Origin of the sequence: Enterobacter cloacae complex sp. 277I4 (assembly GCF_050031465.1) — a bacterium.
GTDB classification, from domain to species: domain Bacteria; phylum Pseudomonadota; class Gammaproteobacteria; order Enterobacterales; family Enterobacteriaceae; genus Enterobacter; species Enterobacter cloacae.
Genome location: NZ_JBLGWC010000001.1, coordinates 3,497,927 through 3,513,637, shown reverse-complemented (window position 1 = coordinate 3,513,637; position 15,711 = coordinate 3,497,927). Strand labels below are relative to the sequence as shown.

Sequence of the window (15,711 nt, the reverse complement as noted above, 5' to 3'; positions counted from 1 at the left end):
AGAGGGGGAAAGAGTTCCCTCCCCCTGTGGGAGAGGGTTAGGATGAGGGGATTTATTAGATCTTACATGCGCCGCTTTCGCAGCCATCATCCTGAATTGACGGTGCCAGATCGTCCTGCGCGTCTTCTGCACCATCACGGGTGTTGTGATAATACAGGGTTTTCACGCCAAATTTGTACGCGGTGAGCAGGTCTTTCAGCAGTTGCTGCATTGGCACTTTACCAGACGGGAAACGCGTCGGGTCGTAGTTGGTATTGGCAGAGATCGACTGATCGATGAATTTCTGCATGATACCCACCAGCTGCAGATAGCCGTCATTGTTTGGCATTTCCCACAGCAGCTCGTAGTTGTCTTTCAGCAGTTCGTAATCCGGCACCACCTGGCGCAGGATACCGTCTTTCGACGCTTTAATGCTGACGTGACCGCGCGGCGGCTCGATGCCGTTGGTGGCGTTAGAGATCTGCGAAGAGGTCTCAGACGGCATCAGGGCAGAGAGCGTGGAGTTGCGCAGGCCGTGAGTCTTAATGGACTCGCGCAGTGCTTCCCAGTCCAGATGCAGCGGCGCGTTTGCAATCGCATCCAGGTCTTTCTTGTAGGTGTCGATTGGCAGAATGCCTTTCGCATAGGTGGTTTCGTTAAACCACGGGCATGCGCCTTGCTCTTTCGCCAGCTCGTTAGACGCTTTCAGCAGGTAATACTGGATCGCTTCGAACGTTTCGTGGGTCAGGTTGTTCGCGCTGCCGTCGGAGTAACGCTTACCGTGTTTCGCCAGCCAGTAGGCGAAGTTGATGACGCCGATACCCAGCGTACGACGGCCCATTGCGCCGCGTTTCGCCGCCGGGATTGGGTAATCCTGGTAGTCCAGCAGGGCGTCGAGCGCACGGACGGCCAGCACTGCCAGCTCTTCCAGTTCGTCCAGGCTCTTAATCGCGCCCAGGTTGAACGCAGACAGCGTACACAGCGCGATTTCGCCGTTTTCGTCGTTCACGTCTTCCAGCGGTTTGGTCGGCAGGGCGATCTCCAGGCACAGGTTAGACTGGCGCACTGGCGCAACAACCGGATCAAACGGGCTGTGGGTGTTGCAGTGGTCAACGTTCTGGATGTAGATACGGCCGGTAGAGGCACGTTCCTGCATCATCAGGGAGAACAGATCGACCGCCTTCACGCGCTGTTTACGGATGCTGTCGTCTTTTTCGTATTTGGTGTACAGACGTTCAAACACGTCCTGATCGGCGAAGAACGCGTCATACAGACCCGGGACATCGGACGGGCTGAACAGGGTAATGTCTTCACCTTTCAGCAGACGGGTGTACATCAGTTTGTTGATCTGCACGCCGTAGTCCATGTGACGCACGCGGTTACCTTCAACACCACGGTTGTTTTTCAGTACCAGCAGGCTTTCGACTTCCAGGTGCCACATTGGGTAGAACAGGGTTGCCGCACCACCGCGCACGCCGCCCTGAGAGCAGGATTTTACTGCCGTCTGGAAGTGCTTGTAGAACGGGATACAACCGGTATGGAACGCTTCACCGCCGCGAATTGGGCTGCCCAGGGCGCGAATGCGACCGGCGTTGATACCGATACCGGCACGCTGGGAGACGTATTTGACAATCGCGCTGGAGGTCGCATTGATGGAATCCAGGCTGTCACCGCACTCGATCAGTACGCAGGAGCTGAACTGACGGGTTGGGGTACGCACGCCAGACATAATCGGCGTCGGCAGAGAAATCTTGAACGTAGAGACCGCATCATAGAAACGCTTAACGTATTCCAGACGGGTGTCACGCGGGTAGTTAGAGAACAGGCAGGCGGCCACCAGAATATAGAGGAACTGGGCGCTCTCGTAGATTTCGCCCGTGACACGGTTCTGGACCAGGTATTTGCCTTCGAGCTGTTTCACCGCTGCGTAGGAGAAGTTCATATCACGCCAGTGATCGATAAACCCGTTCATCTGCTCGAACTCTTCTTCCGTATAGTCTTCCAGCAGATGCGTGTCGTATTTACCCAGCTCAACCATTTTCACCACGTGGTCGTAAAGCGCAGGCGGCTCGAACTGGCCGTAGGCTTTTTTACGCAGGTGGAAAATCGCCAGACGTGCAGCGAGGTACTGATAATCCGGCGCTTCGCGGGAGATCAGATCCGCCGCCGCTTTGATGATGGTTTCGTGGATATCAGACGTTTTGATGCCGTCGTAGAACTGAATATGGGAACGCAGTTCAACCTGGGAGATAGATACGTTGTTCAGGCCTTCTGCTGCCCAGTCGAGAACTCGATGGATTTTGTCCAGATTGATACGCTCGGTAGTACCGTCGCGCTTTGTCACCAGCAGACTCTGATTCATGTGGGTTTTACCTGTCCGTGAAATAAAAAAATATCCCCCGTTTATCCACAGATCCGCCTTGTGACTAACTCTGTGGATAAATACTACATATAGGGGGTTTGCGATAAGAGAAACGCTATATGGTGAGTATTCTAGTAAGGATTCTTTTCAGTACAAGGGTTGATTTTGACGTTAAATTGAGGTTGTGAAAGGGTAAAAAAGGCTAAGTCCTCATGCTGTAAGGCCTGGAAGAGATGTCAATAATTAAGAAAAAAAATTCAAAATTTGATCGAGTGCTGATTTCTTCAACGGGAGGTCAGAATTGCGCAACATGATGTCGCGCAATCTTTATAAGAATAATGGATGACGTTAGTCGTTTTTGGCGGTGGTGTGCAACATATAGTTAACATCCACGCCCGGGGCGAGTTTGAATTTATCGGTCAGCGGATTGTAGTGCAGACCGGTGATGTGCTGCTCCTTGAGCCACGTCTGGTCAACCCAGCCCAGTAACTCGGCAGGCTTGATGAATTTCTTCACGTCGTGTGTGCCTTTGGGCACCATGCGCAGTAAATACTCTGCACCGACGACGGCCATCAGCCAGGCTTTGCCGTTACGGTTGATGGTGGAGAAGAAGACCTGGCCGCCCGGTTTCACCAGTTTTGCGCAGGCGTTGACGACGGACTGCGGGTCGGGAACGTGCTCCAGCATCTCCATGCAGGTGACCACGTCGTACTGGTGCGCATGTTTTGCCGCGTGTTCCTCAACGGTTTCCTGTACGTACTCCACCTGAATCCCGGACTCCAGCGCATGCAGACGGGCAACCTGCAACGGTTCAAAACCCATATCCAGGCCGGTGACAGTGGCTCCTTCGCGCGCCATGCTCTCTGCCAGGATGCCGCCGCCGCAGCCGACGTCGAGCACTTTTTTACCGAACAGACCGCCGGAACGCTCCGCGATATAGCCCAGACGCAGCGGGTTGATGCGATGCAGAGGTTTGAACTCACCTTCGAGATCCCACCAGCGGGACGCCACCGCTTCAAATTTGGCAATCTCTTCGTGGTCTACGTTGTGAGCCACCGGGGATTTTTCGGCATTCATGGGCGCTTTTACTCCTTATTTAGCAAGACGAATGAGTATATCAGGCAATCCCTGTGAATAAAGCGTATAGGTTTACCTGTATCACCGCGGCTGTGTTATAATTTGCGACCTTTGAATCCGGGATACAGTAGAGGGATAGCGGTTAGATGAGCGACCTTGCGAGAGAAATTACACCGGTTAACATCGAGGAAGAGCTGAAGAGCTCCTATCTGGACTATGCGATGTCGGTCATTGTTGGCCGTGCGCTGCCGGACGTCCGCGATGGCCTGAAGCCGGTACACCGTCGCGTACTATACGCCATGAACGTATTGGGCAATGACTGGAATAAAGCCTACAAAAAATCTGCCCGTGTCGTTGGTGACGTAATCGGTAAATACCATCCCCATGGTGATTCCGCGGTGTACGACACCATCGTTCGTATGGCGCAGCCTTTCTCGCTGCGTTACATGCTGGTAGATGGTCAGGGTAACTTTGGTTCTATCGACGGCGACTCCGCCGCGGCAATGCGTTATACGGAAATCCGTCTGGCGAAAATTGCCCATGAGCTGATGGCCGACCTGGAAAAAGAGACGGTTGATTTCGTTGATAACTACGACGGCACGGAAAAAATTCCTGACGTCATGCCAACGAAGATCCCTAACCTGCTGGTGAACGGTTCGTCCGGTATCGCCGTAGGGATGGCGACCAACATTCCGCCGCACAACATCACCGAAGTGATCAACGGCTGCCTGGCCTATATCGACGATGAAGACATCAGCATTGAAGGGCTGATGGAACACATCCCGGGCCCGGACTTCCCGACGGCGGCCATCATCAACGGTCGTCGTGGTATTGAAGAAGCGTACCGCACCGGTCGCGGCAAGATTTACATCCGTGCTCGCGCCGAAGTGGAAGCAGATGCCAAAACCGGCCGTGAAACCATCATTGTTCACGAGATCCCGTATCAGGTGAACAAAGCGCGACTGATTGAAAAAATCGCCGAGCTGGTAAAAGAAAAACGTGTTGAAGGCATCAGCGCGCTGCGTGACGAGTCTGATAAAGACGGTATGCGCATCGTGATTGAAATCAAACGCGACGCGGTGGGCGAGGTTGTGCTGAACAACCTGTACTCTCAGACCCAGCTGCAGGTCTCCTTCGGTATCAACATGGTTGCACTGCACCATGGTCAGCCGAAGATCATGAACCTGAAAGAGATCCTGAGCGCGTTTGTCCGTCACCGCCGCGAAGTGGTGACCCGTCGTACTATTTTCGAACTGCGTAAAGCGCGTGACCGTGCCCACATCCTTGAGGCACTGGCCGTGGCGCTGGCCAACATCGACCCGATCATCGAGCTGATCCGTCGCGCGCCAACCCCGGCGGAAGCGAAAACCGCGCTGATTTCCCGTCCGTGGGATCTGGGCAACGTTGCGGCAATGCTGGAGCGTGCCGGTGATGACGCCGCGCGTCCTGAGTGGCTGGAACCTGAATTCGGCGTGCGTGATGGTCAGTACTACCTGACTGAACAGCAGGCCCAGGCGATTCTGGATCTGCGTCTGCAGAAACTGACCGGCCTTGAGCATGAAAAACTGCTCGACGAATATAAAGAGCTGCTGGAGCAGATCGCTGAACTGCTGCACATCCTGGGCAGCGCAGAGCGTCTGATGGAAGTGATCCGCGAAGAGCTGGAGCTGATCCGCGATCAGTTCGGTGATGAGCGTCGCACCGAAATCACCGCCAACTCCGCAGATATCAACATCGAAGACCTGATCAACCAGGAAGACGTTGTTGTGACCCTGTCTCACCAGGGCTACGTGAAGTATCAGCCGTTAACTGACTACGAAGCACAGCGTCGTGGTGGTAAAGGCAAATCTGCGGCACGTATTAAAGAAGAAGACTTTATTGACCGTCTGCTGGTGGCGAACACCCATGACACCATCCTCTGCTTCTCCAGCCGGGGTCGTCTGTACTGGATGAAGGTCTACCAGTTGCCGGAAGCGAGCCGTGGTGCACGTGGTCGTCCGATCGTTAACCTGCTGCCGCTGGAAGCGAACGAACGTATCACTGCTATTCTGCCGGTACGCGAGTACGAAGAGGGCGTGAACGTCTTTATGGCGACCGCCAGCGGTACCGTGAAGAAAACCGCGCTGACCGAGTTCAGCCGTCCACGTTCTGCCGGTATCATCGCGGTGAACCTGAACGAAGGCGATGAGCTGATTGGCGTCGATCTGACTTCAGGCAAAGATGAAGTCATGCTCTTCTCCGCAGCCGGTAAAGTGGTGCGCTTCAAAGAAGACGCCGTCCGCGCAATGGGTCGTACCGCAACGGGCGTTCGCGGTATCAAACTGGCGGGCGAAGACAGCGTCGTTTCTCTGATTATTCCGCGCGGGGAAGGGGCTATCCTGACCGTGACGCAGAATGGTTACGGTAAACGTACCGCGGAAGGGGAATACCCAACCAAGTCGCGTGGCACGCAGGGCGTTATCTCTATCAAGGTGACCGAGCGCAACGGTTCCGTTGTGGGCGCGGTGCAGGTAGACGATGCCGACCAGATCATGATGATCACCGATGCCGGTACGCTGGTGCGTACCCGCGTGTCGGAGATTAGCGTGGTAGGTCGTAATACCCAGGGCGTTATCCTCATCCGTACGGCGGAAGATGAAAACGTGGTGGGTCTGCAACGTGTTGCTGAGCCGGTGGACGACGAAGAGCTCGACTCCATCGACGGTAGCGTCGCGGAAGGTGATGATGACATCGCACCGGAAGTGGACACCGACGATGATGCAGCGGATGACGCTGACGAGTAATGTCTCCTGACGCATAAAGGGCCGGATTCCGGCCCTTTTCTTTTGCAGATGCAGACAAGTCAACGTTGCGACAAGCCGCGTTTACCGCTACCTTAACCACATTCTTTTTGACCCCGACGGCGGAGCCTCGCCCCTTTGAAATACCTCGTCTCCTTTCGAACCACGCTGAAAGTCTCTCGCTATCTGTTTCGGGCGCTGGCGCTCTTGCTTTGGTTACTGGTGGCCTTGTCCTCGGTGTTTTACATCGTTAACGCGCTGCACCAGAAAGAAGCGGAGATCCGTCAGGAATTTAACCTAAGTTCCGATCAGGCCCAGCGCTATATTCAGCGCACCTCCGACGTGATGAAGGAGCTGAAGTACATTGCCGAAAATCGCCTGACGGCGGAAAACGGTATTCTTGCCATCCGCGGGCGTAATGACAAAACCGAAGTACCGGATTTCGAGCCGCTGTTCCCGGATTCCGACTGCTCCGCCATGAGCAACACCTGGCGCGGTTCCCTGGAATCGCTCTCCTGGTTTATGCGCTACTGGCGCGACAACTTCTCCGCCGCCTATGACCTGAACCGCGTGTTCCTGATTGGCAGCGAAAACCTCTGCATGGCCGACTTTGGCCTGCGCGATGTGCCCGTCGAACGTGATGATGCGCTGAAAAGCCTGCATGAACGCATTTTGAAATACCGCAATGCGCCGCAGGACGAGCGCGGGAATAACATCTTCTGGATAAGCCAGGGGCCGCGCATGGGCGTGGGCTATTTCTATGCGCTGACGCCGGTTTATCTGGGCAATCGCCTGCAGGCGCTGCTGGGCATTGAACAGACCATCCGCATGGAAAACTTCTTCACGCCGGGCAGCCTGCCGATGGGAGTGACCATTCTGGATGAGAACGGCCATCCCCTGATTTCACTCACCGGGCCGGATAATCGTCTGAAAATCGATCCGCACTGGATGCAGGAGCGTTCGTGGTTTGGCTATACCTCAGGATTCCGTGAGCTGGTGCTGAAGAAAAGCTTACCGCCATCGTCGCTGAGTATCGTCTATTCCCTGCCGGTGGATATGGTGCTTGAGCGGATCCGTATTCTTATCATGAATGCCATCCTGCTGAACGTGCTGGCCGGTGGCGCGCTGTTTACCCTGGCGCGGATGTATGAGCGGAAGATTTTTATCCCCGCTGAAAGCGATGCCCAGCGTCTGGAGGAACACGAGCAGTTTAACCGTAAGATTGTTGCCTCCGCACCGGTGGGGATCTGTATCCTGCGCACCCAGGACGGCACCAATATCCTCAGTAATGAACTGGCGCATAACTACCTGAACATGCTGACGCACGAGGACCGGCAAAGGCTGACGCAAATTATCTGTGGTCAGCAGGTGAATTTTGTCGACGTGCTGACCAGCACCCACACCAACTTACAGATAAGCTTCGTGCATTCGCGCTATCGCAATGAAAACGTGGCAATTTGCGTGCTGGTGGATGTCTCCGCACGTGTGAAGATGGAAGAGTCTTTGCAGGAGATGGCCCAGGCGGCAGAGCAGGCCAGCCAGTCGAAATCCATGTTCCTTGCCACCGTCAGTCACGAACTGCGTACGCCGCTGTACGGGATTATCGGCAACCTCGATCTGCTGCAAACCAAAGAGCTGCCGAAAGGCGTTGATCGCCTGGTGACGGCGATGAACAACTCCTCAAGCCTGCTGCTGAAAATCATCAGCGACATTCTCGATTTCTCGAAAATTGAGTCCGAGCAGCTGAAAATTGAACCGCGCGAGTTCTCTCCGCGCGAGGTGATGAACCACATCAGCGCCAACTATCTGCCGCTGGTGGTACGTAAACAGCTGGGTCTCTATTGCTTTATTGAGCCAGACGTACCGCTGACGCTGCATGGCGATCCTATGCGTCTGCAGCAGGTCATTTCGAACCTGCTCAGTAACGCCATCAAGTTCACCGACATCGGCTGTATCGTGTTGCATGTGTGCCGGGCAGGGGACTACCTGAGCATTCGTGTGCGTGATACTGGCGTTGGGATCCCGGCGAAGGAAGTGGTTCGTCTGTTTGACCCGTTCTTCCAGGTTGGTACCGGCGTGCAGCGTAACTTCCAGGGGACCGGACTGGGGCTGGCAATTTGTGAGAAGCTCGTCAGCATGATGGACGGCGATATCTCGGTGGATACCGAACCCGGTATGGGTAGCCAGTTCACCATTCGTATTCCGCTCTATTCTGCGCAGTATCCGGCGAAAACGACGGTTGACGGCCTGAGCGATAAGCGCTGCTGGCTGGCGGTGCACAACGCCTCGCTGAATGATTATCTGACGGCACTGCTGAACCACAGCGGCGTGCGGGTTTCCCGTTATGAAGGCCAGACGCCGGACGTGGACGATGTGCTGATCACCGATGACACGCTGGCGCAACCGTGGCAGGGAAGGGGCGTGGTGATGTTCTGTCGTCGTCACATCGGTATTCCGGTTGAGCGTGCGCCGGGCGAGTGGGTTCACAGTGTGGCGACGCCACATGAGCTGTTGGGGCTCCTGGCGCGCATCTACAGCGTGCAGCTCGAAGAGAACGATGGCGCGGCGACCCTGCCGTCACCGGAATCGCTGGCGTCGGTGAACGACGATATGATGATTCTGGTCGTGGATGACCATCCGATTAACCGTCGCCTGCTGGCTGACCAGCTGGGCTCGCTGGGTTATCAATGTAAAACCGCCAATGACGGCGTGGATGCGCTGAATGTGCTGAGTAAAAACCATATTGATATCGTTCTCAGCGACGTGAATATGCCCAATATGGACGGCTATCGTCTGACGCAGCGTATCCGCCAGCTTGGTCTGACGTTGCCGGTGGTTGGCGTCACGGCGAATGCGCTGGCGGAAGAGAAACAGCGCTGCCTGGAGTCAGGAATGGACAGCTGTCTGTCGAAACCGGTTACGCTGGACGTACTGAAGCAGACATTGTCGATATACGCGGATCGCGTGAGAAAAACGCGGACATAAAAAAGGCCCGTAAGGGCCTTTTACTTTTCACCCTCTCCCCGTGGGAGAGGGACGGGGTGAGGGCATCAGAACGCACACCCGTTCTGGATCAATCCTTATCCGTCGCGCTCAGCGTCACGGAGGAGAGATAGTTCAGCAGCGCGATATCGTTGTCCACGCCCAGTTTCATCATGGCTGATTTCTTCTGGCTACTGATGGTTTTAATACTGCGGTTCAGCTTCTTGGCAATCTCGGTCACGAGGAAACCTTCAGCGAACAGACGCAGAACTTCGCTCTCTTTTGGCGACAGGCGTTTGTCACCGTAGCCACCTGCACTGATTTTTTCCAGCAGACGAGAGACGCTCTCAGGGGTGAATTTTTTGCCTTTCTGCAGCGCAGCCAGCGCTTTAGGCAGGTCAGTTGGTGCGCCCTGTTTCAGTACAATCCCTTCGATATCCAGATCCAGCACGGCGCTCAGAATCGCCGGGTTGTTATTCATGGTCAGAACAATGATCGAGATGTCCGGGAAGTGACGTTTAATATATTTGATGAGCGTGATCCCATCACCGTATTTGTCTCCAGGCATGGAGAGATCGGTAATGAGCACGTGTGCATCAAGTTTTGGGAGGTTATTGATCAGTGCTGTAGAGTCTTCAAATTCACCGACTACATTCACCCACTCGATCTGTTCAAGTGATTTGCGAATACCGAACAGTACAATCGGATGGTCATCGGCAATAATTACGTTCATATTGTTCATGTATTAGGCTACCTTGCTACAGCAAGCTTTTGACGTAGGCGTCAATGTCGCTGATGTATTTTTCAATGCCAGAGGCATCTTTCTCACGAATTAGATGTTCCAGCGTTTCACATAACTGCTTGCCGGGAACCAGATTAAGCATGGCAAACACCCCTTTAAGCCGGTGTGCTGTCTGCGCCAGCGCTGCAAAATCATTCGCAGCGGACTCAGTATACAACCGCTTAACATCATCTGGTACTGTATCAACAAAGAGTGAATAATATCCGCTGGCGTGAAGCTCGGCATTTTCATTGCCGCCTAACGGGGATTCCGCTATCTCTTCCTGCGCCAGTTGCTCTTCTATTAGTTGTAGTACAGCTTCCTGCATCGCATTGCTTATATTAAAGTTGACGCGCAGCTGGCCTGGGCCGATTTTTCGCACGCCTGGCTCATCATCGCTTAAAAGCAAGCCGGAGGCAGTAAGATTAGACGGATTATCAGTTAAAAACAGATCAAATTCTTGACTTGAGAGTCTTTCATCCGGCGTGATGCAGGCCGCACCCCAGTTTTCCAGCAGGCGTACCACGATATTGCGGATCTCGTTCGAGGTCACATCCACCATCACAACCACATCGTCCAGCAGGCGTTCTTCATCTTCTTCCTGAGGATTGGCGGCCATTTTTACGTGCAGCGAATAACGGGTGCCAAGCGATTCACGGGCTTTAATGTTCAGATGGCCGCCAAGCTTACGCGCCAGCTGATCGCACAGCCAGAAGGTCAGGGCATTGGCCTTACCGTAGCGATCGCTTTGGGTATCGTTCAGGAACGGGAAGTGCAGATTATCAATCTCACTGGTTGTAACGCCTTCACCGGTATCGAGGATACGGAACGTCAAACGATCCTCCGCGGACTCGTCGGTATTGACCTCAAGCGTGATTTTGCCAATTTGCGTGGTGGTGACGGCGTACTGAATAATCATCAGCAGAATTCGACGCAGCGCCTCGCGATCGCCGCGACGTTCGTCGTTGGCCGGCAGGTGGTTGTTGATCAGCAGCTGCAGACCTTTGCGCTTAATCACCGGCAGAACTTCCGGCACCACTTCGTCAATCAGATCCTGAATCGAGAAGAGGGTCGGCGTGCCTTTCCAGAAGTCGTTCTCAAGCATGTTCGCGAGTTGGATCTCATCCACCATCCGCACCAGCGAATCCGCCTGGCTTGCCAGCTGTTGGCTTTCAGGCGTGCTCAACGCCGCCGCCTGCGTCGCCAGCGTTCTTAATGGCTGTTTGAAGGCATCACCAATATTTTGCATAAACGCGGCGCGACCCTGCTGATTTTTCTCATACAGTCTTTGCGCCTGCTTCAGTTTTTTGTTCACCAGTACTTCGCGATCCTGATCGCGAATAATGAAGATCTGCGTGCGGGAGGCGACCTGGCTGCGGAACTGACGGATCTCGTACAGTTCATTATTGATGGTGGCCTGAATCACCCCCTGATGCTGATCCGCCATGGTGGTGATGTTCTGCAGGTTAAGATGCGGCAGCAGATGGTCGGCAATTTTATTGCTCATCACCGTGCGGTTGGCTTCCTGGTCGTGAACCAGCACACCCAGCGGCAGTACTGAGATGATTTCTTCATTCAGGGCGCGTAATACGCGCAATTCATTACTGGTTCCGGCCGGGACCGTTGAGGCATCGCTCTGACGCCCGGGCTGGAAACGGAACGTACTGTAGCCAAACAGCGCCAGCGCCAGTAGCCCAATATTCAGCAGCAGCGGTAACAGGATATTTTGCAGGGTGTCGAGCAGCAGCGTGCCAAACGGCACCTGCCACACCAGGCGCATACCGGTTGAGTTCAGCGAAGAGGCAATTTCAATCTTCGAGCCGTTAAAGGAGATAGAAACGCTTTCTGCGGCCTCTTTATCCGAGGCAGCACGCATGTTCTGGGTACTGCTGTCCGGCTCCAGGCGGAAGCTGTCGAGCGGCATATCCGGCGGGATCAGATCGTTAATCGGCAGATCGAACGCCACAACCGTCGCCAGATGTCCTGGCTGGTTAAAGGTGGTGCGCAGGGTAAAGTAATGGCCATTTTGCCAGGCCAGACGGCGCAGGGAAGAGAAGCTCTCGCGTTCATCAAGGGCGTTCGCCTGCTGCAGCATTTCTGCCCGGCGGGAATCGACTATGCTGCCCACGGTCGTCTCTTTAAAACCCGAGGAGAGATCTTTAAGCGGCAGGGTTGAGATCAGGATCATGCTGTTATCCTGACCGTTCAGATAGTACATCGACCATGGCACCGTCTCGGCACCCCAGAGGGTATCGAGATAGGTCGAAATGCGCTGCGTCATCTCAAGCGTCGCGCTGTCGTGCGAGCCGAAAATAAGCGCTTCCGTTTTGCGCTGCGGCTTTTCCAGGTAGTAAACGTCCTGTTTCAGGCGCGTTTCCTGCAGCCCTTCACCTGAGGATGTCGCCGGGGCGGCTGCGATATTGTCGTAAATCTGCCAGGTGGCGTAGCGCCAGGTGTCAATGCGCTTGTGCACGGCATGCGTGATATCAACGACCTGATAGCTCTTATCCTTCAGCCAGGCGTTCACCGCGCTCTGAACCATAACCCCCATCGTGACCAACAGCACAACGATCAAAAGAAGAAAGAAACGGGTGATGCTCCCGGGGAGAAGGGAGAATTTGCTCGGGGCGGTAGTTTCAGTCTGACTCATTGATATGTTTAACCCGTAATGGCCGTGCTTTATGGCGATAGGGCAGTATAAAGGGTAATAACTGAATTTCCAGCCTCATAGCCTTTGAACACGCGACTTTTTCCTCTGTGAGTACTACTGAATGGTCTGTATTAAATGTGTACATACCCGAGGTGAATGTACAGATTACGCTCGATATCAGACAGAGAATAGCACGAATAAACAAGAAATTATGATTTGTTGCGTTGCGTTTTATGCGGGAGGGGTTTCAGGTGAATTTAGTTAATAGTCGTTATGATTTCTGTGCGGTAGCACAAAAAAAAGAATAATTACGTAAAGAAAGGTAAAAAAAAACCGAATGCGAAGCATTCGGTTGAATTAGGGATAAACAGACATTCAAAGCTGAATGACGGTAATAAATAAAGTTAATGATGATAGCGAGAGTTATTTTAGTGATTACGCACGATCTTGTTTTGTCATTCAGTGCTGTAATTTTCTTTATCGCAAGCGATTGATTTATATTGGCTTATATTTTCGCTTGATTATTAGTGCTAATTTTCTAAGCGCTTTGTGCTTTGTAAAAGTTCCTTGATGTTTACAAATTGAAACATCTTGATAGTGAAATGAAACATTTTCAAAGTTTTCGTATCATATTCCTGTTGGATTATTCTGTAATTTTGAGGAGAATGAAATTGCCGACTGGTTAAGAGGGTTAACCGGTAAGCAGTGGTAATAATAAGGCATATAACAGAGGGTTAATAAAATGAAAGTTAAAGTACTGTCCCTCCTGGTACCAGCACTGCTGGTAGCAGGCGCAGCAAATGCGGCTGAAATTTATAACAAAGACGGCAACAAATTAGATCTGTACGGCAAAGTCGATGGTCTGCACTATTTCTCTGATGACGACGGTCAGGATGGCGACCAGACCTACATGCGTCTTGGCTTCAAAGGCGAAACTCAGGTTAACGATCAACTGACCGGTTACGGCCAGTGGGAATACCAGATTCAGGGTAACACGACTGAAAGCGACAACCAGGCCTGGACGCGTGTGGCGTTCGCGGGTCTGAAATTCGCTGACGCGGGTTCATTCGATTATGGTCGTAACTATGGCGTGATCTACGACGTAACCTCCTGGACTGACGTTCTGCCAGAATTCGGCGGCGACACTTATGGTTCAGATAACTTCCTGCAATCCCGTGCTAACGGTGTAGCAACTTACCGTAACCAGGACTTCTTCGGTCTGGTTGATGGCCTGAACTTTGCTCTGCAGTATCAGGGTAAAAACGGCAGCGTAAGCGGTGAAAACGACACCGGCCGCAGCACCCTGAAACAGAACGGTGACGGTTACGGTGCGTCCCTGACCTATAACCTGGGTGAAGGCTTCAGCATCGGTGGTGCAATGTCTTCTTCCAAACGTACTGCTGACCAGAACAACACCGCTAACCCTGCGCTGAAAGGCGAAGGCGATCGCGCTGAAGTCTATTCTGGTGGTCTGAAATACGACGCCAACAACATCTACCTGGCGGCGCAATACTCCCAGACCTACAACGCAACCCGTTTCGGCAACTCTCAGAGCAGCAGCGATATTTACGGCTTTGCTAACAAAGCGCAGAACTTCGAAGTGGTTGCTCAGTACCAGTTCGACTTCGGCCTGCGTCCATCCGTGGCATACCTGCAGTCCAAAGGTAAGGACATTGAAGGTTACGGCGATCAGGATCTGCTGAAATATGTTGATGTGGGTGCGACTTACTACTTCAACAAAAACATGTCTACCTATGTGGACTACAAAATCAACCTGCTGGATGACAAAGAGTTCACCCGTAACGCAGGTATCAGCACTGACGATATCGTAGCACTGGGTCTGGTTTACCAGTTCTAATCGCTTTTCAGTGTAACAAAGGGGCCGGCTGGCCCCTTTTTATTGCCTTTTTTAAGGCCTTTCAATTCCCGCATTTTGGTGTACTCTTGCCGCCCTGGCATGAGGATAATAATGAATGGACATGACTTTTTTACGCGCCAGCGTCCTGGCAACCTTTTTTTTCCTGACCGCATGTGACTCTTCCACGCCTGTGGCACACACCGACGCGCCAGCGGCGACGGTGCTGGAAGGCAAAACGATGGGGACATTCTGGCGCGTCAGCGTAATGAACCTTGATAAAGCACGCGCAGAAGAACTTCGCGGCAAAATTCAGTCTCAGCTGGATGCCGACGATCAGCTGCTATCCACCTACAAAAACGACTCGGCGCTGATGCGCTTTAACCTCTCTACCAGCACGTCCCTGTGGCCAGTGAGCGAGGAGATGGCCGATATCGTGACCGAATCGATGCGCGTGGGCTATAAAACCCACGGTGCGATGGACGTGACCGTGGGGCCGTTAGTTAACCTCTGGGGATTCGGACCAAATAAGCAACCGGTGATCACCCCCGATCAGGCGGCCATTGACGACGCCCGTGCCCGGACAGGGCTTCAGCACCTGACGGTGATCAACCAGTACGGGCAACAGTATCTGCAAAAAGACATCCCCGATCTGTTTGTTGACCTGTCGACAGTCGGGGAAGGTTATGCGGCGGATCATCTGGCCGCACTGATGGCTCAGGAAGGCATCCCGCGTTATCTGGTCTCCGTGGGTGGCGCATTGGTTAGCCGGGGGATGAACGCCAGCGGCAAACCGTGGCGTGTGGCGATTCAAAAACCGACCGACCAGCAAAATGCGGTGCAGGCGATTGTCGATATTAACGGCCATGGCATCAGCACCTCCGGCAGCTACCGTAACTATTACGAGCTCGACGGGAAGCGGATCTCGCATGTCATTGACCCCCAGACCGGGCGACCCATTACGCATAATCTGGTCTCGGTTACGGTGATTGCCCCGACGGCGCTGGAAGCCGATGCCTGGGATACCGGGTTAATGGTGCTCGGTACAGAGAAAGCCAAAGAGGTGGTTCGCCAGCAAGGGCTGGCGGTGTATATGATCACCAAAGAGGCCGACGGCTTTAAGACCTGGAGTTCACCGCAGTTCGACAGCTTCCTGGTGAGCGAAAAGAATTAAAAAGCAAGGTTGCGGGTTTTTGATTGCTGGCGCTCAGGCAAGCTGTAGGTATGCTTGTAAGAGGAGCCGAT

At 53.5% G+C, this 15,711-nt stretch carries 8 protein-coding genes; 4 read left to right on the top strand and 4 right to left on the bottom strand.

The features are described from left to right. Positions 1–55: 55 nt before the first annotated feature. Positions 56–2,341 (bottom strand): class 1a ribonucleoside-diphosphate reductase subunit alpha, encoded by a 2,286-nt coding sequence (gene nrdA / locus ACQG19_RS17130; protein ID WP_246932201.1) that lies wholly within the window; start codon positions 2,339–2,341, stop codon positions 56–58. A gap of 348 nt (positions 2,342–2,689) precedes the next feature. Next, the gene (gene ubiG / locus ACQG19_RS17125) at positions 2,690–3,418 is read right to left on the bottom strand and encodes a bifunctional 2-polyprenyl-6-hydroxyphenol methylase/3-demethylubiquinol 3-O-methyltransferase UbiG (RefSeq protein WP_013098010.1); all 729 of its coding nucleotides are present in this window, start codon (positions 3,416–3,418) and stop codon (positions 2,690–2,692) included. Between the two features lie 146 nt (positions 3,419–3,564). Between ubiG and gyrA the strand changes: the two genes are divergently transcribed. Both gyrA and rcsC read left to right on the top strand, forming a co-directional pair. Further along, positions 3,565–6,201, top strand: coding sequence for a DNA topoisomerase (ATP-hydrolyzing) subunit A (gene gyrA / locus ACQG19_RS17120; protein WP_013098009.1), 2,637 nt, complete (start codon positions 3,565–3,567; stop codon positions 6,199–6,201). A 135-nt stretch (positions 6,202–6,336) separates the two neighbouring features. After that, positions 6,337–9,183, top strand: coding sequence for a two-component system sensor histidine kinase RcsC (rcsC, locus tag ACQG19_RS17115; protein ID WP_227160152.1), 2,847 nt, complete (start codon positions 6,337–6,339; stop codon positions 9,181–9,183). An 88-nt stretch (positions 9,184–9,271) separates the two neighbouring features. On the opposite strand, the gene rcsB is transcribed toward rcsC, so the two are convergent. Then, entirely contained in the window at positions 9,272–9,922 is a 651-nt protein-coding gene (rcsB, locus tag ACQG19_RS17110; protein ID WP_003859405.1) for a response regulator transcription factor RcsB, read from the bottom strand. Positions 9,923–9,938: 16 nt separating this feature from the next. Then, positions 9,939–12,611: a phosphotransferase RcsD gene (gene rcsD / locus ACQG19_RS17105; protein WP_350362805.1), complete on the bottom strand. Its 2,673-nt coding sequence runs from the start codon at positions 12,609–12,611 to the stop codon at positions 9,939–9,941. 742 nt (positions 12,612–13,353) lie between these two features. Here rcsD and ACQG19_RS17100 point away from each other — a divergent pair. Continuing rightward, the gene (locus ACQG19_RS17100; protein WP_023619744.1) at positions 13,354–14,469 is read left to right on the top strand and encodes a porin OmpC; all 1,116 of its coding nucleotides are present in this window, start codon (positions 13,354–13,356) and stop codon (positions 14,467–14,469) included. Positions 14,470–14,584: 115 nt separating this feature from the next. Beyond that, positions 14,585–15,640, top strand: a complete 1,056-nt coding sequence (gene apbE, locus ACQG19_RS17095) for an FAD:protein FMN transferase ApbE (protein ID WP_102752057.1) — start codon at positions 14,585–14,587, stop codon at positions 15,638–15,640. The last annotated feature ends 71 nt before the right edge of the window (positions 15,641–15,711 follow it).